Origin of the sequence: Actinocorallia populi, assembly GCF_002995495.1 — a bacterium.
Taxonomy (GTDB): domain Bacteria; phylum Actinomycetota; class Actinomycetes; order Streptosporangiales; family Streptosporangiaceae; genus Actinocorallia; species Actinocorallia populi.
Window position 1 is genome coordinate 875304 of record NZ_PVZV01000002.1, and the last position, 18515, is coordinate 893818.

Sequence of the window (18515 nt, forward strand, 5' to 3'; positions counted from 1 at the left end):
CAATGGAAACCATGATGGATGCCGTTTTCGAGCTGCAAGACGGGCATGTCAGGCTGGACGGCAGGGAGATCCTGCACGGGATCGACCTGCGGATCTGCCCCGGCGAGGTCGTCGCGCTGATGGGACCCAACGGGTCGGGCAAGTCCACCCTGGTGCGGGCCCTGCTGGGGCTGGTGCCCCTGGCCTCGGGGCGGCGGTCCGTCTTCGGCTCCGCCCGGTTCCGCGACTGGGCCAGGATCGGTTACGTGCCGCAGCGGCTGAGCGTCGGCGGGGGGGTGCCCGCGACGGTCCGGGAGATCGTCTCCTCCGGGCGGATCGCCCGCCAGTCCCGCCTGCGGCCCGCCTCTCGGGCCGACCGCGCCGCCGTCGGGCGGGCCATGGCCGCGCTGGGCGTCGACCACCTGGCCGGGCAGAGCGTCTCGCGGCTGTCGGGCGGCCAGCAGCAGCGGGTGCTCATCGCCCGCGCCCTGGCCGGCGAGCCCGACGTGCTCGTCATGGACGAGCCGCTGGCCGGCGTGGACGCCGAGAACCAGCGGGCGCTGGCCGACACGCTGTCCCTGCTGGTCGGGCAGGGCCACACGATCGTGCTGGTCCTGCACGAGCTCGGGCCGCTCGAGCCGCTGATCACCCACAGCGTGGTGCTGGAGCACGGCAGGATCGTGCACCGGGGCGCGCCGCCCGAGCCCTCGGGCGAGTGCGCCCTGCCCGGCCACGACCACGTCCACCCGCACGCCGAACCCGAGCCCGTCTCGTTGTGGCGGGCCCTGGTGGGCAAGACGGGAAGGCACTGAACCCTTGCTCGCCTACGACTTCATGCAGCGGGCGCTGCTGGCGGCGCTGCTCATCGGCCTGGCCGCCCCGGCCGTCGGCACCTTCATCGTGCAGCGGCGGCTGGCCCTGCTGGGCGACGGCATCGGCCACATCGCGCTGACCGGCGTCGCGCTCGGCCTGGTCACCAGCACCTCGCCGCTGCTGGGCGCGATCGTCGTCTCGGTGCTCGGCGCGATCTGCATCGAGCTGCTGCGCACCCGCGGCCGCACCGGCGGGGACGTGGCGCTGGCGCTGCTGTTCTACGGGGGGCTGGCCGGCGGGGTGCTGGTCACCAACTTCGCGCCCGGCGGCAGCACCTCCAGCCTCCTGTCCTACCTGTTCGGCTCGATCAGCAGCGTCTCCGAGCAGGACCTGCTGGTCATCGCCCTGCTCGTGGCGGCGGTGCTGGGCGTCCTGGTGCTGCTGCGCCGCGAGCTGTTCGTCCTGTGCCAGGACGAGGAGGTCGCGCGGGCCGCGGGGCTGCGGACCGGCCTGCTGAGCATGATGCTGGCCGTCATCGCCGCGCTCACCATCGTGGTGGCGATGCGGGTCGTGGGGCTGCTGCTGGTCAGCGCGCTCATGGTGGTGCCGGTCGCGGCGGCCCAGCAGCTGACCCGGGGCTTTCGGGCGACGGCGTTGCTGGCCATGCTCTTCGGCATGCTCGCCGCGGTCGGCGGCCTGGCCGGGTCGTACCAGTTCAGCGTGGGGGAGGTGAACATCTCCCCGGGGCCCGCGATCGTCATGGTGGCGTTGGCGATCTTCGTCCTGTCCGCCGCCGGCGGGTTCCTGGTCCGGCGCCGCCACGCTCCGTCCCTCGCGGGCCCTGTAATGTCTGGGGGCGGACCCGTGAGTGAGGAGACGTCATGACGACCGCCAGACGCGAGGCGGTACGCCGAGCCCTGGCCTCCGGCGAGGGCTTCCGCAGCGCCCAGGACATCTACGCGGTGCTGCGCGCGGAGGGCTCGAAGATCGGCCTGACCACGGTGTACCGGGCTCTTCAGGCGATGTCGGAGACCGGCGAGGTGGACGTGCTGCGCACCGCCGAGGGCGAGGCGGTCTACCGCGCCTGCACCACCGAGGATCACCACCACCACCTGGTCTGCCGCTCCTGCGGCCGGACCGTCGAGGTGGAGGGCCCGGCGGTGGAGAGGTGGGCGGACGCCGTCGGCGCCGAGCACGGCTTCACCGACATGACCCACACCGTGGAGGTCTTCGGCACCTGCCCCGACTGCGCCGCCCGCTCCTGACCGGAGGCGGGCCGGCGGGCGTCGGCTAGCCTGGAACGCGGCAGGCCTGCTTCCGCCCAGCTCCAATGGGCGGAAGCAGGCCTGCCTCATACCTCGGGACCGCCGGTCGGCCTAGGGGTAGGTGCCGGTGACGTAGAGGGACTCGTCGCTCGCGGTCGTGAGCGCGAAGACGCCCTGGGTGATGGAGGCGCTGCTCGGGCAGAGGAAGATGCCCGAGGTCTTGTTGACCGTGATGCCTGCCATGTTGACCTGGGCCTGGCCGTTGGACGGGACCGGGCGGTTGGCGTTGGACCCGTTGAACCCGTTCGCCACGACGTTGCCGCCGTAGGTGCACTGCACGCCGAAGACGGTCGCCCGCACCGTGAAGCCGTTGAGGGCGACGGTGCCGTCCCTGCCGCCCGCGACGGGCGCGTAGGTGACGCTCCCGGCCCAGGGCATGTTCAGGAAGGTGATGGACGACGCGGTGCCCGAGCAGCCTCCGATGCTGGCCGAGGTGATGCTCAGCGGGTTGCCGTCGGAGTCGATGGTGCCGTTCAGGCTCGCGGAGGTGCAGGTCGTGGTGCCGCCGCCGTTGACCACCAGGTTCTGGATGAGGGTGGCCTTGGCGCTGCCGCTGTAGAGGGTGTTGCCGGCCACCTTGCGGATCTCGGTGGTGCCCGCGTGGGCGGGGGCGCCTACCGCGGTGAGCGCGAGGGCCGCGGCTCCCGTGAGTGCCGCCAGTTGTCGGATACGCGACATTGACATCTCCTTTGTCTGGTTGCAATGCCACCGTGAAGGTAAGCAGACGCCGATGGTGCGTCAATATCCGACTGATTCATGAAATGGCCGCTTTGTGACATGCGTCACCTGGTTGTCATCCCCTGATAAAAACGGCGAGTAAAATACGCGGCCGTCTGAGTGCCGGGGGAAGGCGCGTTCTGTCGCGCTGAGTGGCCGGTTTGTGACATGCAACACTGCTCGGCCTGGTGAAAGGTGCTTCGATGGGCCCGGCGAGGTGGGGTGAAGATCAGTCTCTCGTCTACGCTGAAAACGGCGGGCCCGTCTCCGCCCATGTCGGGTGGGCGGAGACGGGCCCGCGTCTCGGGACCGGTTCACGGCCCCGCGGGGATCAGGGGCCGGCGGTGATCAGGTTGCCGCTGCCGTCGGTCAGCTCCAGGACGCCGGAGACCGAGGCGCTGCCCGGGCAGAAGAAGTTGCTGCCGGAGTTGATCTTGTTCACGGTCACGTTGGTCGCCTTGGCCTGGGCGTGGGTGCTCGAGGCGACGGGGCGGTTCGGGTTGGCGCCGTTGTAGGCGTCGCCGGTCAGGGCACCGCCGTAGATGCAGGTGATGCCGCCGAGGACGTTCACGACCGCCTTCACCCGGAATCCGGCCATGGTGACGGTGCCCTCGCGGTCGCGGATGCCGTCGTTGGTGTAGACGACGTTGCCGCCGGACCACGGCAGGTTCTCCGGGGTGACCGTCGCGCTGACGGAGCCGCTGCAGGCGCCGATGCTCGCCGAGGTGACCGACAGGCCGGTGCCGTCGGTGTTGAGGGTGCCGGACATCGTCCCGCTGGGGCAGCTGGCCGTGGTGGGCGAGCCGAGGAGGGTGACCGTCACGGTCAGCGGCTCCAGGATCGTGGCGCGGAAGGTGGTGCTGCTCACCGTGGTCGCGGACGCCGGAACGGCCAGCGCCATCGCGGCCACCGTCGTGAGGCCGGTGAGAGCGGCGAGGCGTTTGAGGACGGACATGCGAGGTCCCTTCGCTGTGGGGGTGTCACAGCGAAAGTAAGTGGTTACTTTAAAGCCGTCAATATGGACTTGTAAGTAGTGATTTGTCCGGAATGAGACACCCGTAAGGTGTTTTGCATCACATGGTGCCGGACATGAACAAGGGCCATGGCACCGCGCAAACGGTGCCATGGCCCCGGTCGTGCCGGCCCGGCCGGGCCGGCGGATCAGGCGAAGGGGAACAGGCGCTGGCCGCGCTCGATCCCGATGACCTGCATCACGGCGTTGATGAGCGCCAGATGGGTGAAGGCCTGGGGGAAGTTGCCCAGGTGGCGGCCGGTGTGCGCGTCGATCTCCTCGGCGTACAGCTGCAGCTGCGAGGCGTACGACAGCAGCTTGTGGCAGAGGGTCTTGGCGCGTTCGGTCTCGCCGATGGTCACCAGCGCCGACACCAGCCAGAACGAGCAGATCGTGAAGGTCCCCTCCTCCGAGGCGAACCCGTCGTCGGTCTCCTCCGCCCGGTAGCGCAGCACCAGGTCGTCCTCGGTGAGCTCCTCGGCGATCGCCAGGACCGTCTCGCGGACCCGCTTGTCCTCGGCCGGCAGGAACCCCAGGATCGGGATCAGCAGGACCGAGGCGTCCAGGGACTTGGAGCCGTAGTGGGCGGTGAACACGCCACGCTCGTCCACGGCGTTGGCCAGCACGTCGTCGCGGATCTCGTCGGCCGCGGCCTGCCAGCGCTCGGCGCGGGCCGCCTCGTCGGCGCCGCGCAGCCGGGCCAGCCGGGCGCCGCGGTCGGCGGCCACCCAGCAGAAGACCTTGGAGGAGGTGAAGTGCTGGGGAGCGCCGCGGACCTCCCACATGCCGCAGTCCGGCTCGCGCCAGTGCAGCAGCGCCTCCTCGACCTGGGTCACCACGATCTTCCACAGCCGGTCGTCCAGCCTGTCGCGCTTGCGCACGAACAGGTAGATCGAGCTGATGATCGCGCCCCAGACGTCGTGCTGGGCCTGGGTGTAGGCGCCGTTGCCGATCCGGACGGGTTTGGCGTTGTCGTACCCGCTCAGATGGTCCAGCGTGGACTCCGGCAGCTCCGACCTCCCGTCGATCCCGTACATGATCTGGAGCCTGCCGTCGGACTCCTCGGCCACGTCGGTGATGAAGTGGAAGAAGTCGTTGGCCTCCCAGTCGTAGCCGAGGGTGTAGAACGCCCACAGCGTCATCGTGGAGTCGCGGATCCAGGTGTAGCGGTAGTCCCAGTTGCGGTCCCCGCCGGGGGCCTCGGGCAGCGAGGTCGTCGCCGCCGCGGCCACCGCGCCGGTGTTGGCGTAGGTCAGGCCCTTGAGGGTGAGGGCGCTGCGCTGCAGGTAGGAGCGCCACGGGTGGTCGGGGAAGTCGCCCCGGTCCAGCCAGTGCTGCCAGTGGTGGATGGTCCAGCGCAGGCGCTTCTGGGCCTCCTTGAGGTTCTGCGGGGCGCCGTGGGAGCTCCACGACAACGCCACGAACCGGGACTCGCCCTCCTTGAGGAGGGTGCGGGCGGTGGCCAGCGAGCCCTCGAAGCCGACGTTCATGTCGCTGGTCAGGTGCAGGTCGAGGTCGTGCCCCGCCCCGGTGGCCAGCGCCTCGTGGTAGCCCTGCCCGGTGTACTGCCACTGGGCGGGGAGCTTGCCGTAGTCGAACACCGGCATGCAGTCCATGCGCACCTGGACGTTCCCGTTGACGCACTTGACCATCCGCAGCAGGACGTGGTCGGCGTCGTAGTCGGTGGGCGCGCGCCGGTAGGAGCGGGACCGTTCCGTTTCATGGTGCCAGGGCCCCATGAGCAGGGCGTCCGTCACCACCAGCCAGCCGCCCCTGGTCCACCAGGTGGTCTCCATCACCATCGTCCCGGGGATGTAGCGCTGCGCCGCCGGCACCTCGACCCCCGCCGGACCGATCCGGAAGTAGCCGGCGTCACGGTCCAGGATCGAGCCGAAGACGCTCGGCGAGTCCATCGAGGGCAGGCACAGCCACTCCACGTTGCCGTTCGGCGCCATCAGCGCCGTGGTCTCGCAGTCCGACAGGAACCCGAAGTCCGCGATCGGAGAGAACGGTTCACTGCCAGGCCCCAGGGCCCCACGACGTCGCACGGCCTCACCCCCCTCATACCTTGCTTCCCCGGTTTTCACGGGCTAGCACGCTCCAATCCACTGTGAAAAGAACGCAAAGTTATCGGAACAAGACTATTGGAATAGACCACGGAACCCGCCCTGACCAGCGAGTTTGCTCTCTGGTTGAATGGGGCGACGGGGCCTGAACTGGGCAACGGGTACAGTCCACGCCCAAAGGGTGGAAGGGAGCTGGCCGTGCCGAAGTTCGTTTACGACTTCACAGAGGGCAACAAAGACCTCAAAGATCTGCTGGGCGGAAAAGGTGCGAATCTTTCCGAGATGACAAATTTGGGACTTCCGGTACCTCCGGGGTTCACCATCACCACGCAGGCGTGCCGGCACTACCTGACCGAGGGGGCGGTCCCGGCAGGTCTGGCCGAGGAGATCACCGAGCACCTGACCGCGCTCGAGAGCACCATGGGCAAGCGGCTCGGCCAGGCGGACGATCCGCTTCTGGTCAGCGTACGTTCCGGTGCCAAATTCTCCATGCCGGGAATGATGGACACCGTGTTGAACATCGGGCTGAACGACGAGTCCGTGGCGGGCCTCGCCGCGCAGGCCGGCAACGAGCGCTTCGCCTGGGACTCCTACCGGCGCCTGATCCAGATGTTCGGCAAGACCGTCCTCGGCGTGGACGGCGAGCTGTTCGAGGAGGCGCTGGAGGAGCTCAAGCACGCCAAGGGCACCACGGACGACCTGGACCTGGGCGCGGACGACTTCCAGAAGCTGGTCGGCACCTTCAAGGGCATCGTGCGCGAGCGAGCGGGCCGGGAGTTCCCGACCGACCCGCGCGAGCAGATGGACCTGGCGATCAAGGCGGTGTTCGACTCCTGGAACTCCGACCGTGCCGTCCTCTACCGCCGCCAGGAGCGCATCCCCGCCGAGCTGGGCACCGCGGTGAACGTCTGCTCCATGGTCTTCGGCAACCTGGGCATGGACTCGGGCACCGGCGTGGCCTTCACCCGCGACCCCGCCAGCGGCCAGCAGGGCGTCTACGGCGACTACCTGCAGAACGCCCAGGGCGAGGACGTGGTGGCCGGCATCCGCAACACGGTGCCGCTGGCCGACCTCGAGCGGATCAACAAGCCGGTCTACGACCAGCTGCTCGAGATCATGGAGACGCTGGAGAACCACTACCTCGACCTGTGCGACATCGAGTTCACGGTCGAGCGCGGCAAGCTGTGGATGCTGCAGACCCGGGTGGGCAAGCGCACCGCCGCCGCGGCGTTCCGCATCGCCTGCCAGCTGGCCGACCAGGGCCTGATCGACCTCGACGAGGCGATCCACCGGGTCAACGGCGACCAGCTCGCCCAGCTGATGTTCCCGCGCTTCGACGCCGGAGCCGCCAAGACGAAGATCGCCAAGGGCATGAACGCCTCGCCCGGCGCCGCCGTGGGCAGGGCCGTCTTCTCCTCCGAGGCGGCGGTCGAGGCCGCGGCCCGCGGCGAGAGGACCATCCTGGTGCGCCGGGAGACCAACCCCGACGACCTCACCGGCATGATCGCCGCCGAGGGCATCCTCACCTCGCGCGGCGGCAAGACCTCGCACGCGGCCGTCGTGGCCCGCGGCATGGGCAAGACCTGCGTCTGCGGCGCCGAGGACCTCGACGTCGACGTCAAGGCCCGCCGCATGAAGGCGGGGGAGGTGGTCGTCGAGGAGGGCGACGTGATCTCCATCGACGGCACGACCGGCGACGTCTACCTGGGCGAGGTGCCCGTCAGCCCCTCCCCGGTGGTGCGCTACTTCGAGGGCGAGCTCGCCCCCGCCGACGGCGACGAGCTCGTCCAGTCGGTGCACCGGCTGATGACGCACGCCGACACCGCGGCGCGCCTCGCGGTGCGCGCCAACGCCGACACCCCCGAGGACGCCGCGCGGGCACGCCGCTTCGGCGCCACGGGCATCGGCCTGTGCCGCACTGAGCACATGTTCCTCGGCGACCGGCGGCAGCTGGTGGAGGACCTGATCCTGGCCACCTCCGACGCCGGGCGCGAGGCGGCGCTGGAGGCGCTCGCCCCGCTGCAGAAGGAGGACTTCCACGGCATCCTCCAGGCCATGGACGGGCAGCCCGTCACGATCCGGCTGATCGACCCGCCGCTGCACGAGTTCCTCCCGGATCTGACGGAGCTTTCGGTCAAGGTGGCCCTCGCCGGGGCCGACGCGTCCGACAAGGATCGCAGGCTGCTGGAGGCGGTCCACCGCCTTCACGAACAGAACCCTATGCTCGGTCTGCGTGGGGTGAGGCTGGGTCTGGTGATTCCCGGCCTGTTCGCGATGCAGGTTCGGGCCATCGCGGAGGCGGCGGCCCAGCGGCTGTCCGAGGGGGGTGACCCCCGTCCTGAGATCATGATCCCCCTCGTGGGCTCCATTCAGGAACTCGAACACGCCAGGGAAGAGGCCGAAGAGGTGCTCGCGTCGGTGGGCGGCGAGGTGAAGGCGCTGATCGGCACCATGATCGAGCTGCCGCGGGCGGCGCTGACCGCCGGCCAGATCGCCGAGGGCGCGGAGTTCTTCTCCTTCGGCACCAACGACCTCACCCAGACCACGTGGGGCTTCTCCCGCGACGACGTCGAGGCCTCGTTCTTCAGCCGCTACCTGGAGCTGGGCGTCTTCGGCGTCTCCCCGTTCGAGACGCTGGACCGCGAGGGCGTGGGCCGCCTGGTGCGCATCGCCGTCGAGGAGGGCCGCAGGACCCGTCCGGACCTCAAGCTCGGCGTCTGCGGCGAGCACGGCGGCGACCCCGAGTCGGTGCACTTCTTCCACGAGGTGGGCCTGGACTACGTGTCCTGCTCGCCGTTCCGGGTACCCGTGGCCCGGCTGGAGGCGGGCCGAGCGGCGGTGGAGACCGACGGCAGCGACAGCCGCTGATCCGTCCCCGAACGGGATCCGGCCCGGCGCGCGCCACATCGCGCGTCGGGCCGAACCCGCTGATCTCCCGGCTCGTCTGACCTATCGTGAGTGCCACGATGGTGACGGACATGGATGAGCCACAGATCCAGGACGAAAACGGGGACGAGGGGGCAGGGCGCCGGGCGGCCGGGAAACGCGGGCGACGGCTGCCGCGCCCGCTGGTGTGGACCGGGCGGCTGCTGTTCGTGGTGGTCGCGGTGTGCGTGCTCACCCCGCTGGTCGTGGGCTGGCGGGTCTGGTACGAGGCCCGGCAGGACGAGCGCCCGAAGTCGGACGCGATCATCGTGCTGGGCGCCGCGCAGTACGACGGGCGGCCCTCGCCCTACTTCGAGGCGCGGCTGCGGCACGCCTACACGCTCTACCGGGAGGGCGTCGCCCCGAAGATCGTCACGGTGGGCGGCAAGCAGGCGGGCGACCGGGTCACCGAGGCCGCCGCGGGCCGCGACTTCCTGGTCCGGCTGGGGGCGCCGGCGGCGGACGTCGTGGCGGTGGAGACCGGCCGGGACACCCTGCAGAGCATGATCGCGGTCGGCGGGGTCTACCGGGACCGCGGCTGGGGGAGCGGGGTCGTGGTCACCGACCCGTGGCACAGCCTGCGGTCGAACAAGATGGCCGGGGACAACGGGATCGACGCGGTCTCCTCGCCCACCCGCAGCGGCCCCAGCGTGCAGACGCGGGACACCCAGCTCCACTCGATAGTCCGCGAGACGGGCGGGTATCTCTACTACGTGTTGCTCGGCCGCAGCCGACACACCATGTGAAAGTCACGAACGCCTCACCTGGGAGTCCTATCCTCTGGAGATGAACGGCTACTCCTCACAGGACATCGAACGCTGGGCGGACGAGCCGCCCAAGCGGCGTGACCGGACGGCGTTCGAGCGGGACCGCGCCCGGGTGCTGCACAGCGCGGCCCTGCGGCGGCTCTCGTCCAAGACCCAGGTCGGCGACCCCGGCCAGAACGACTTCCAGCGCACCCGGCTGACCCACTCCCTGGAGTGCGGCCAGGTCGGCCGGGAACTGGGCAAGTCCCTGGGCTGCGACCCGGACCTGGTGGAGACCGCCTGCCTGGCGCACGACCTGGGCCACCCCCCGTTCGGGCACAACGGCGAGAAGGCGCTGGACCTCTTCGCCACCGCGTGCGGCGGGTTCGAGGGCAACGCGCAGAGCCTGCGGCTGCTCACCCGCCTGGAGCACAAGTCCTTCGCCGCCGACGGGCGCAGCGTCGGGCTCAACCTCACCCGGGCGGCGCTGGACGCCACCATGAAGTACCCCTGGCGCAAGCGCGACAACCCCGCCAAGTACGGCGTCTACGACGACGACCTCGAGGTGGCGCTGTGGGTCAGGCGGGACGCCCCCGAGGGCCGCGCCTGCTTCGAGGCCCAGGTCATGGACTGGTCGGACGACGTGGCCTACTCCGTGCACGACCTGGAGGACGCCCTGGTCACCGGCACGGTCGACCTGGGCATGCTGGCCGACCCGGCGCTGCGCCGCGACGTGTGCGAGGTGGCGGCCAAGCTGTACGGCCCCGCCGACCTGGCCGAGCTGGAGGAGCGCTTCGAGGTATTGCTGGCCCAGCCGTTCTGGCCGCGGATGATCGACAACACCGCCAGCAGCTACGCGGCGCTGAAGAACCTCACCAGCTGGCTGATCGGCCGGTTCTGCCTGGGCGCCGAGGAGGCCACCAGGGACGCCTACGGGCCGGGCCCGCTGACCCGGTACACCGCCGACCTGATCGTCCCCGGCCAGGTGCGCCAGGAGGTGGCGCTGCTCAAGGCGATCACCGCGCACTACGTGTGGGTCAGCTACGAGCACAACCGGGCCCGCCAGCGCGAGGTGATCGCCGAGCTGGCCGAGGCGATCGCGGCGGGCGCGCCCGGGACGCTGGACCCCCTGTTCCGCTGGGCCTACGCCGACGCCGCCGACGACTCCGCCCGCCTGCGCGTCGTGGTCGACCAGGTCGCCTCCCTCACCGACACCAGCGCCCTGGCCTGGCACTCCCTGCTGGCGGCCTGATCCGGCGGCGATTGGACACCCCGCCCGCCGGGTCATAAGAAGGAGGGAGGAGGCGCACGGACGGGGGAGGTCCTTATGCCCGCGCTCGAATCCCATGTGATCGTCGGCGCCGGCGCGGCCGGCGCGAAGGCCGCGGAGACGCTGCGGGAGGAGGGCTTCACCGGCAGCGTCCTGCTGGTCGGCGAGGAGCCCGGTCCCCCCTACGCGCGGCCGCCGCTGAGCAAGGAGGTGCTGCTGGGCCGGGCGGATCCGGAGTCGGCACGCCTGCACGAGGAGTCCTGGTACCGCGACCGCGACATCACCCTGATGATCGACACGGCCGCCACCGCGCTGGACCGCCGCGAGCACAGGGTGGGCCTGTCCGACGGCAGCCGGCTGCGCTACGACAGGCTGCTGCTGGCCACGGGCTCCTCGCCCCGCAGGACGCGGGTGCCCGGCACGGGCCTGGCCGGCGTGCACACCCTGCGGACCATCGACGACGCCCGCGCCCTGCACGGCCTGCTGAGCCGGGGGGACCGGCGGGTGGTCGTGGTGGGGGCGGGCTGGATCGGCCTCGAGGCCGCCGCCGCGGCCCGCCGGTACGGCAACCGCGTCGCCGTCGTGGAGGCCGAGGCGACCCCGCTGTACGGGACGCTCGGCCCCGAGGCGGGGAGGATCTTCGCCGATCTGCACCGTGGCAAGGGCGTGGAGTGCCTCTTCGAGGACGGCCTGTTCGCGATCAGGGGCGAGGGGGGCGAGGGAGAGGTCGGCCACGTCGTCACCTCGCGCGGCGCCGAGCTGCCCGCGGACCTGGTGGTCCTGGCCGTCGGCGGCGCCCCGCGGGACGGCCTCGCCCGCGCCGCGGGCCTGCGGACCGACGACGGCGTGGTGGTCGACTCGGCGCTGCGCACCGAGGACCCGGACGTGTTCGCCGCCGGGGACGTGGCCCGCTTCTACCACCCGCTGTACCGCCGCCACCTGCGCGTCGAGCACTGGGCCAACGCGATCGACGGCGGGGCGGCCGCCGCGCGCTCGATGCTCGGCCGGGACGTCGTCCACGACCGGCTGCCGTACCGCTTCACCCACCAGTACGAGCAGGCCATGGAGTTCTCCGGCCGTGCCGAGCCCGGCTCCTACGACCGGGTCCTGGTCAGAGGCGACATCTCCGCAGGCTCCTACCTGGTCTTCTGGCTGTCGGCCGGCCGGCTCACCGCGGCCCTGAGCGTCAACACCCCGGGCGCCACCGGCACCCTCCAGTCCCTCATCCGCTCCGGCGTCCCGGTGGACCCGGACGCCCTGACCGAACCGCGCCGCCCCCTGGCCCAGCTCATCCCGAGCTGACCGGCTCCAGCGCCTCCTCGGCGCGCAGCAGCAGCCGCCGCAACGCCGCTGAGTCGGGGGCGGCGGCGTTGGCGAGGGTGCCGCCGGAGGCCAGGGGGAGGAGTGCCAGGCCCGGTTCGGCGCGGGTGACGGAGGGGCCCGTGCGGATGAGGGAGCCGACGGCCTTGGCGGTGCCCAGGACGGCCCGGCTTCGGGAGGCGGGGTCGGCGCGGAGTTCGTGGCGCAGGACGGGGAGGCCCGCTCGGGTGATGTCGACGCGGCCGGTGTGGAGGCCGGGTTCCTCGTCATGGCGGCCCAGGACCAGCTCTTCCCGCCAGCGCAGGGTGCCGGACGGGCCCAGGGCCACGCGGGCGAGGGCGCGGTGGCGGCAGCCGCGGACGGCGACGGTCGGTTCGGGGGCGAAGTCCAGGTGGCCGTCGACCTCGGCGGTGACGGTGTAGGTGGACTCGCCGTCGCCGGGCATCGCCAGGGTCGTCGCCGCGGAGCGGATCGTCAGGCAGGCGCCCTCGGCGACCCGGATGTCCAGGTGGAGGCGGTCACCGCCCAGGGGGCCGGCGGCCGCGCCCACCAGGTAGACCCCGTCGGGGGTCTCGCGCAGGGCCAGGGGGCCGTCGGAGCGCAGGCGGGTGAGGCGGGTGCGGCCGTGCGGGCCGGGCTCTGCCGTGACGGCGGCGTGGGCTGTGTAGCCGCGTCCCATCGGCGCTCTCCTCGGGTGGGAAGCGCGTGCGGCACCGTGGCCGGTGCCGCACGCGGCGGGTCAGTGGTGCAGGAACGCGTGGACGGAGGTGCGGACCCAGTCGGCGATCTTCGGCACGTCCGGCTCCTCGCGGATCGAGCTGAAGATCACCGGGCGCCCCTCGCGCACCTTCGCCGAGTCGCGGTCCATGACGCCCAGGTCCGCGCCGACGAGCGGGGCCAGGTCGGTCTTGTTGATGACGAGCAGGTCGCTGGCGGTGACGCCGGGACCGCCCTTGCGCGGCACCTTGTCGCCGCCGGACACGTCCAGCACGAAGATCTGGAGGTCGACCAGGCCCTGGCTGAACGTCGCGGTGAGGTTGTCGCCGCCGCTCTCCACGATGACCAGCTCCAGGTTCCCGTGCCGCTCCTCCAGGTCCTCCACGGCGTCGAGGTTGGCCGAGATGTCGTCGCGGATCGCGGTGTGCGGGCAGCAGCCGGTGCGCACCGCCATGATCCGCTCGTCGTCGAGCACCGCGTTGCGGCGCAGGAAGTCGGCGTCCTCGGTGGTGTAGATGTCGTTGGTGACGACGGCGAGGTCCAGCTCGTCCTTCAGCACCTTGCACAGGGCGGCCGTCAGCGCGGTCTTGCCGCTGCCGACCGGCCCGCCGATGCCCAGCCGCATCGGCCGTCCGGGCTTCGGCGCGGCGTGGTGCCGGTCCGGACCGTGGTATCCGCCCATCGTTGTGATCTCCCTCTTTCGTGTTCAAGACTCGAACAGCCGCAGGTCGGCCCGCAGGTGCTCCTCCGCCCACAGGTCCAGCGCGGGCGCCGAGACCGCGGGCAGCTCCGCCCAGTCCTTCTCCGCGTGCGCGGCCGCCTCCCGCGCGACCTCGTCCACGTCCCCCGCCAGTTCCGCCAGGGCCCGCTGCACGGCCATCGGGTCGAGGCCGAGCAGCCGCACCGCCGCCGACGCCGGGCCGGTCACCGCGCCGTAGGCCGCGACGGACGCCGCGTCGAGCGGCGCGCACCCGATCGCGTGCGCGGCGGCGCCGAGCACCAGCGGGTGGTGCGGGGCGCGCGGAGCGCCGGCCGGGACGGGCACCCGCAGCCCGTCCAGCACCGGGTGGGGCCAGGTCGCGCGCGCCGCCCGCAGCAGGGACTTGCCCTGCGCGCGGGAGGCCGTGCGCTGCGCGGGCGACGGCGTGCGCGCGTCGGCCTCGGCGTCCAGTCCGGACCAGTCCGCACCGCCGGGGGCGTGCGCGCAGGCGGCGGCGGCCAGCGCGGACGCCACCAGCCCCGCGGTGTGCAGCCTGCCGTGCAGGAAGTCCGCCAGGTCCGCGACCGACGCCACGGCCCCCGCGGTGACGGCGGGCTCCAGGCCGCCCGAGTGGGCATGGCCCCCGGCGGGCAGCCGGGAGTCCGCCAGCATCAGCAGGTGCGCGCGCATCAGAACAGGAAGTACCGCTGGGCCATGGGCAGCCGCTCGGCCGGAGCCGGCTCGATCACCTCGCCGTCGATCCGGACGGTGAAGCTGTCCGGGTCGACCTCGATGCGCGGCAGCGCGTCATTGAGCGGCATGTCGGCCTTGCCGGTCGCGCGCGTGCTCTTCACCGGCACGAGCCGGCGCCGCACGTCGATCTTCGCCGCCAGGCCGTCCTCGATCGCCGCCTCCGACACGAAGTGCACCGACGTCGCCGCGGCGGCGGTCGGGGACGCGCCGAACATGGGGCGCGGCAGCACCGGCTGCGGGGTGGGGATCGAGGCGTTGGCGTCGCCCATCTGGGCCCAGGCGATCATCCCGCCCTTGAGCACGACGCAGGGCCGCACCCCGAAGAAGCGCGGGTCCCACAGCACCAGGTCGGCGAGCTTGCCGGTCTCGACCGAGCCGACCTCGCCGTCCAGGCCGTGCGCGATCGCCGGATTGATCGTGTACTTGGCGACGTAGCGGCGGGCCCGGAGGTTGTCGGCGGGGCCCTCCAGCGCGCCGCGCCGGGCCTTCATGACGTGCGCGGTCTGCCAGGTGCGCAGGACGGTCTCGCCGATGCGGCCCATCGCCTGGGAGTCCGAGCCGATGATCGAGATGGCGCCCAGGTCGTGCAGGACGTCCTCGGCGGCCATCGTCGTCGGCCTGATCCGGGACTCGGCGAACGCCAGGTCCTCGGGCACCGCCGGGCTGAGGTGGTGGCAGACCATCAGCATGTCGAGGTGCTCGTCGAGGGTGTTGACGGTGTGCGGCCGGGTCGGGTTGGTCGACGAGGGCAGCACGTTGGGGTGCGCGGCCACGGTGATGATGTCGGGCGCGTGCCCGCCGCCCGCGCCCTCGGTGTGGTAGGCGTGGATGGAGCGCCCGGCGACCGCGCCGAGCGTCGACTCGACGTACCCGGCCTCGTTGAGGGTGTCGGAGTGCAGCGCGGCCTGCACGCCCGAGGCGTCGCAGACCCGCAGGCAGGCGTCGATCGCCGCGGGTGTGGTGCCCCAGTCCTCGTGCAGTTTGAAGCCGGACGCCCCGGCCTCGAGCTGCTCCCACAGGGCGGCCTCGGAGACGGTGTTGCCCTTGCCGAGCAGCGCGACGTTCACCGGCCAGGCGTCCAGCGACTCCAGCATCCGGTGCAGGTACCAGGCGCCGGTGACGGTGGTGGCCTTGGTGCCCTCGGCCGGGCCGGTGCCGCCGCCGATGAGCGTGGTGACGCCCGCGCCGAGTGCCTCCTCGATGAGCTGCGGGCAGATGAAGTGCACGTGGGAGTCGACCGCCCCCGCGGTGAGGATCTTCCCGTTCCCCGCCAGGATCTCGGTGGACGGCCCGATCACCAGGTCCGGATGCACTCCGTCCATGATGTCGGGGTTGCCGGCCTTGCCGAGGGCGACGATCCGCCCGTCCCGCACCCCGACGTCGGCCTTGACGATCCCCCAGTGGTCGAGGACCACCACACCGGTGATCACCAGGTCCGGCGCGCCCTCGGCGCGGGTGGCGCGGGCCTGCCCCATCGACTCGCGGATCACCTTGCCGCCGCCGAAGACCGCCTCGTCCCCGGCTCCCGCGCCGCGCGCCAGGTCCTCGGTGACCTCGATGAACAGGTCGGTGTCGGCCAGCCGGACGCGGTCCCCGGCCGTCGGCCCGTACAGCGCGGCGTAGCGCCCGCGCGAGATCTCAGCCATCGAGCCCTCCTTCGAGGCGCAGCCCGGGTACGACCCGCGCCCCCGCCAGCCGTACGAGCCCGACGTCCCGCACCATGCCGGGCTCGAACCGCACGGCGGTCCCCGCCGGCACGTCCAGCCGGTACCCCCGCGCCGCCGCCCGGTCGAAGTTCAGTGCCGGGTTGGCCTGCGCGAAGTGGTAGTGCGACCCGACCTGCACGGGCCGGTCCCCGGTGTTCTCGACGGCCAGCGTCAGCCGCTCCCGTCCCGGGTTCAGCTCGACCGCCCCCTCGCCCACGACGATCTGCCCCGGTGCGAACCCGTCCGCGCTCCCCCCGTTCACGGGATCGGCCTGTGGACGGTGACGAGCTTGGTGCCGTCCGGGAACGTGGCCTCGATCTGCACCGAGTCGAGCAGCTCCGGAACGCCCTCCATGACGTCCTCGCGACCCAGCACGCCCCGTCCGGACTCCATGAGCTCCACGACGCTCCGCCCGTCCCGCGCTCCTTCCAGCACGTGCACCGCGATCAGCGCGGTCGCTTCGGGGTGGTTGAGCAGCAGCCCCCGCGCCCGGCGCTCCCGCGCCACCTGCGCGGCCACATGAATGAGCAGGCGTTCCTGCTCGTGAGGAGAGATCAGCACGACGCGACGCTAACCCCACTTACCGCCGATTAATTCGTTTGATTTGCCGATTTAACTGCGAATTAACGGGTGTGGTGAGGGGCGGGGTCCGCGGGTTCAGTCCGGGTCGGCGGCTTCGAAGGGGAGGGCGTCCGCCAGGGTCAGGCCGGGGCGGACGAGGTTCCTCAGGGCGCGGGCGGCGGCGGAGGGAGGGGCGAGGCGCAGGGCGGTGTCGCGGAGCCGGGGGAGGGGGGAGCGGTGCCAGTGGGCGACGCGGCCTATGCGGCGGGAGGCCAGCTGGACGTTGCGGACGCGGGCGTGGCGGGCGCCGCGGTAGCGGTCGGCGGCGCCGTCCGCGCCGGGGCGCAGCGCGAGGGCCAGGGCCACGGCGTCTTCGACGGCCATGGCGGCGCCCTGGCCCTGGTTGGGGGTCATGGCGTGGGCGGCGTCGCCGAGGAGCAGGATCCGGCCACGGCCCCAGAGGGGGCGGTCGAGCTCGGACAGGTCGTGGTGCAGGGGCGGGGCGTCGGCCAGGACGGACAGGAGCGCGCCGGGGACGCCGCCGAAGCCGGCGAAAGCCGCGCGGAAGCCCCGGGGCCAGGAGGGGGCGGGGGCGCGGGGCGGGGCGGCCAGGACGAGGAAGTAGTACGTGCGGCCGCCCGTCAGGGGGACCACGCCGACGCGGGCGCGGCCGCCCCACGCCTCGATCGCGGTGTCTCCGCAGTCGAAGGCGGTGACGCCGCGCCAGCACGTCGTGCCGCTGTAGCGCAGCGGTGCGGGGCCGTAGAGGGCCTCTCGCGTCGCGGAGCGCAGGCCGTCCGCGCCGACGACCACGTCGAAACGCTCGGGGCCCTGTCCCCAGTCCGCGATGGCGCCGTTCTGGCGCTCCTCCACGGTTCGCAGGGGGTGGCCGAGGACGGTCGCGACGTTCGAGGGGAGTGCTCGGACGAGGGCCTGGTGCAGGTCGGCTCGGGCGAAGGAGCGGGTCGGCCCGAAGTCCTCCTCCATCGTCGCCAGGTCGAGGACCGTCAGGGGGGCGCCTGCGGCGGTGCGCACCTCGTTGCGGGCGAGCCGAAGGCCCAGGCCGTCGAGTTCGACGCCGAGAGAGGCCAGGATGCGAAGGGCGTTGGGCGCCAGCACGATGCCCGCGCCGGCCGCCTCGAACCCGGGTGAGCGCTCCACGAGCGTGACCGTGTGCCCGGCTCGTCCCAGTGCGGTCGCGGCGGTGAGGCCGCCGATCCCCGCTCCTGCGATCAGGATGTCCATCGGCTGCGGTCTCCTTCCGCGCCCAGCAGGCGCGTCAACGACGAGCGCAGCGTCCGCAGCTGCGCCGGACGGTCGAGGCGGCCGCTCAGCCCGGCCACGAGCACCCCGAAGTAGAGCGAGAAGAACCCCAGGAACGCCTCCTCGGGGTCGAGGTCGGCGATCTCGCCCGCGGCCCGCCCCTCGGCGAGCCGCCGGACGACCCACTCCTGGAAGGCGCGCAGCCGTTCGGCCGCGGGCCCGCCCGGGGCGTGCTGGAACAGCGACCCGGCCAGGACCTGCCGGGAGAGCTCGGGATCGGCGCCGTAGGCGTCGTACAGCGCCGCGCTCACCTCGACCAGCCGCTCGACCGCTCCGGCCCCTGCGCCGCCGGGGGGCGGGGCGTCCGCGCCGGGGATCACCCCGGCCCGCACGAGCGCCTTCTCGACCGTCTCGTCGACGAGGGTCTCGGCCAGCGCGCCCATGGTCGGGAAGTGCACGAACACCGTCCCCACCGCCACCCCGGCCTCCGCCGCCACGTCCCGCGCGGTCGCGGCGGGAAGGCCCCTGTCCCGGATCACCGTCCGGGCGGCCTCGAGCAGCGCCGTCCGGGTGCGTCGTTTGCTCTCCTCGCGCTTGTTCATATTCACTGAGCATACTCACTGAGCATGTTCAGTCAAACAA

18 protein-coding genes are annotated in these 18515 nt (G+C 72.1%); 7 read left to right on the forward strand and 11 right to left on the reverse strand.

All coding sequences use genetic code 11. The features are described 5' to 3' along the window. Positions 1-2 precede the first annotated feature (2 nt). From C2865_RS11070 to C2865_RS11080, 3 genes are read left to right on the forward strand one after another with little or no spacing between them, the layout of a single operon-like run. Complete coding sequence (locus C2865_RS11070; protein ID WP_106398259.1) at positions 3-791, forward strand: metal ABC transporter ATP-binding protein; 789 nt, start codon at positions 3-5, stop codon at positions 789-791. 22 nt (positions 792-813) lie between these two features. Beyond that, positions 814-1677 (forward strand): metal ABC transporter permease, encoded by an 864-nt coding sequence (locus C2865_RS11075; protein ID WP_106398692.1) that lies wholly within the window; start codon positions 814-816, stop codon positions 1675-1677. Further along, entirely contained in the window at positions 1674-2057 is a 384-nt protein-coding gene (locus C2865_RS11080) for a Fur family transcriptional regulator (protein ID WP_106398260.1), read from the forward strand. The genes C2865_RS11075 and C2865_RS11080 overlap by 4 nt, the downstream gene beginning before the upstream one ends. Positions 2058-2168: 111 nt before the next feature. Here the strand turns inward: C2865_RS11080 and C2865_RS11085 are convergent, their stop codons facing one another. From C2865_RS11085 to C2865_RS11095, 3 genes are all read right to left on the reverse strand, one after another. After that, positions 2169-2795, reverse strand: a complete 627-nt coding sequence (locus C2865_RS11085) for a hypothetical protein (protein ID WP_106398261.1) — start codon at positions 2793-2795, stop codon at positions 2169-2171. Between the two features lie 370 nt (positions 2796-3165). Further along, a complete protein-coding gene (locus tag C2865_RS11090; RefSeq protein WP_106398262.1) occupies positions 3166-3789 on the reverse strand; it encodes a hypothetical protein in 624 nt (207 codons plus the stop codon). A 206-nt stretch (positions 3790-3995) separates the two neighbouring features. Then, positions 3996-5894 (reverse strand): glycoside hydrolase family 15 protein, encoded by a 1899-nt coding sequence (locus C2865_RS11095; RefSeq protein WP_232835516.1) that lies wholly within the window; start codon positions 5892-5894, stop codon positions 3996-3998. A gap of 216 nt (positions 5895-6110) precedes the next feature. Between C2865_RS11095 and ppdK the strand changes: the two genes are divergently transcribed. The 4 genes from ppdK to C2865_RS11115 all read left to right on the forward strand — a co-directional run bounded on the left by ppdK (position 6111) and on the right by C2865_RS11115 (position 12155). Next, entirely contained in the window at positions 6111-8780 is a 2670-nt protein-coding gene (ppdK, locus tag C2865_RS11100) for a pyruvate, phosphate dikinase (protein ID WP_106398264.1), read from the forward strand. A gap of 110 nt (positions 8781-8890) precedes the next feature. Then, the gene (locus tag C2865_RS11105; RefSeq protein WP_106398693.1) at positions 8891-9583 is read left to right on the forward strand and encodes a YdcF family protein; all 693 of its coding nucleotides are present in this window, start codon (positions 8891-8893) and stop codon (positions 9581-9583) included. A gap of 40 nt (positions 9584-9623) precedes the next feature. After that, entirely contained in the window at positions 9624-10835 is a 1212-nt protein-coding gene (locus C2865_RS11110) for a deoxyguanosinetriphosphate triphosphohydrolase (RefSeq protein WP_106398265.1), read from the forward strand. A 75-nt stretch (positions 10836-10910) separates the two neighbouring features. Beyond that, entirely contained in the window at positions 10911-12155 is a 1245-nt protein-coding gene (locus C2865_RS11115; RefSeq protein WP_106398266.1) for an NAD(P)/FAD-dependent oxidoreductase, read from the forward strand. Here C2865_RS11115 and C2865_RS11120 read toward each other — a convergent pair. From C2865_RS11120 to C2865_RS11155, 8 genes are all read right to left on the reverse strand, one after another. Continuing rightward, positions 12142-12852, reverse strand: coding sequence for an urease accessory protein UreD (locus tag C2865_RS11120; RefSeq protein ID WP_106398267.1), 711 nt, complete (start codon positions 12850-12852; stop codon positions 12142-12144). The genes C2865_RS11115 and C2865_RS11120 overlap by 14 nt on opposite strands. Positions 12853-12912: 60 nt before the next feature. Then, the gene (gene ureG, locus C2865_RS11125; RefSeq protein WP_106398268.1) at positions 12913-13572 is read right to left on the reverse strand and encodes an urease accessory protein UreG; all 660 of its coding nucleotides are present in this window, start codon (positions 13570-13572) and stop codon (positions 12913-12915) included. 24 nt (positions 13573-13596) lie between these two features. After that, positions 13597-14280 (reverse strand): urease accessory protein UreF, encoded by a 684-nt coding sequence (locus C2865_RS11130; protein ID WP_198653159.1) that lies wholly within the window; start codon positions 14278-14280, stop codon positions 13597-13599. Beyond that, complete coding sequence (locus C2865_RS11135; RefSeq protein ID WP_106398270.1) at positions 14280-15989, reverse strand: urease subunit alpha; 1710 nt, start codon at positions 15987-15989, stop codon at positions 14280-14282. Before C2865_RS11135 ends, C2865_RS11130 begins: the two co-directional genes overlap by 1 nt. Further along, entirely contained in the window at positions 15982-16311 is a 330-nt protein-coding gene (locus tag C2865_RS11140) for an urease subunit beta (RefSeq protein WP_106398271.1), read from the reverse strand. The genes C2865_RS11135 and C2865_RS11140 overlap by 8 nt, the downstream gene beginning before the upstream one ends. Next, positions 16308-16610: an urease subunit gamma gene (locus C2865_RS11145; protein WP_106398272.1), complete on the reverse strand. Its 303-nt coding sequence runs from the start codon at positions 16608-16610 to the stop codon at positions 16308-16310. The genes C2865_RS11140 and C2865_RS11145 overlap by 4 nt, the downstream gene beginning before the upstream one ends. A 96-nt stretch (positions 16611-16706) precedes the next feature. Continuing rightward, positions 16707-17855, reverse strand: a complete 1149-nt coding sequence (locus C2865_RS11150; RefSeq protein ID WP_106398273.1) for an FAD-dependent monooxygenase — start codon at positions 17853-17855, stop codon at positions 16707-16709. Continuing rightward, complete coding sequence (locus tag C2865_RS11155; RefSeq protein ID WP_106398274.1) at positions 17843-18475, reverse strand: TetR/AcrR family transcriptional regulator; 633 nt, start codon at positions 18473-18475, stop codon at positions 17843-17845. Before C2865_RS11155 ends, C2865_RS11150 begins: the two co-directional genes overlap by 13 nt. Positions 18476-18515 lie beyond the last annotated feature (40 nt).